This is a genomic window from Vibrio sp. Vb0888, assembly GCF_033338835.1.
GTDB lineage: Bacteria > Pseudomonadota > Gammaproteobacteria > Enterobacterales > Vibrionaceae > Vibrio > Vibrio alginolyticus.
This window is the reverse complement of record NZ_JAWOTL010000350.1, coordinates 1-1,023: the sequence shown is the minus strand read 5'-3', so window position 1 is coordinate 1,023 and position 1,023 is coordinate 1. Positions and strand designations below refer to the sequence as shown.

Below are 1,023 nucleotides of genomic sequence, written 5' to 3'. Positions count from 1 at the left end.
GATGGCTACGACGATGAACTCTTCCGCTAATTTCTTCCAAAGGTTATCGACAGCTGCATTGATCAGCGTAGAACGATCGTAAGTGGTGACGATTTCAACGCCATCCGGCAAGCTACGCTGTAAATCTTCCAGCTTGTCTTTAACTTTGCTGATCACCTCACTCGCGTTTTCGCCATAGCGCATCACGATCACGCCACCCACCGCTTCACCTTCGCCGTTAAGCTCAGAGATGCCGCGACGCATTTGCGGACCTAAGTTGATGTCAGCAATGTCGCCCAATAAGAGCGGTGTACCTTTGTCGGTCACTTTAAGCGGCAGCGATTTAATGTCTTCGATGCTGGTCAAGTAACCGGTGGTGCGAACCATGTGCTCAGCTTCAGCAACTTCAACTACGGATGCCCCCGTTTCTTGGTTGCCGTTTTGAATCGCCATGTTTACTTGTTGCAGCGTTAAGTTGTAAGCACGCAGCTTCGCCGGATCAATCTGGACTTGATACTGCTTAACCATACCGCCTACGGTTGCGACTTCAGAAACGCCATCGACGGTTTGCAGTTCGTACTTTAAGAACCAATCTTGCAAACTGCGCAGCTCGGCAAGGTCATGTTGACCCGTTTTGTCTTGCAATACATAGCTGTAGACCCAGCCCACACCCGTAGCATCTGGGCCTAAGGTTGGTTTTGCACTTGGTGGTAATTTAGGTGCAACTTGGCTTAGGTATTCCAAAACACGTGAACGTGCCCAGTACATGTCGGTATCGTCGTTGAAAATGATGTAAACGTACGAATCCCCGAAGAACGAATACCCACGAACGGTTTCTGCACCCGGTACGGCGAGCATCGCGGTGGTTAGCGGATAAGTGACTTGATCTTCCACCACTTGCGGTGCTTGACCCGGGTAGCTGGTTTTGATGATCACCTGAACATCAGAAAGATCCGGAATTGCGTCAACAGGCGTATTCTTTACACTGTAAAGTCCCGCTAAAACAAGCATTAAGGTCGCGATCAAAACCATAAAGCGGTTATT

1 protein-coding gene is annotated in these 1,023 nt (G+C 49.4%); it reads right to left on the bottom strand.

Features of this window, described 5'->3' with window-relative positions:
• A partial coding sequence (locus tag R7P72_RS26180) for an efflux RND transporter permease subunit (protein WP_318111189.1) occupies nt 1-1,023 on the bottom strand: 1,023 nt, incomplete at both ends.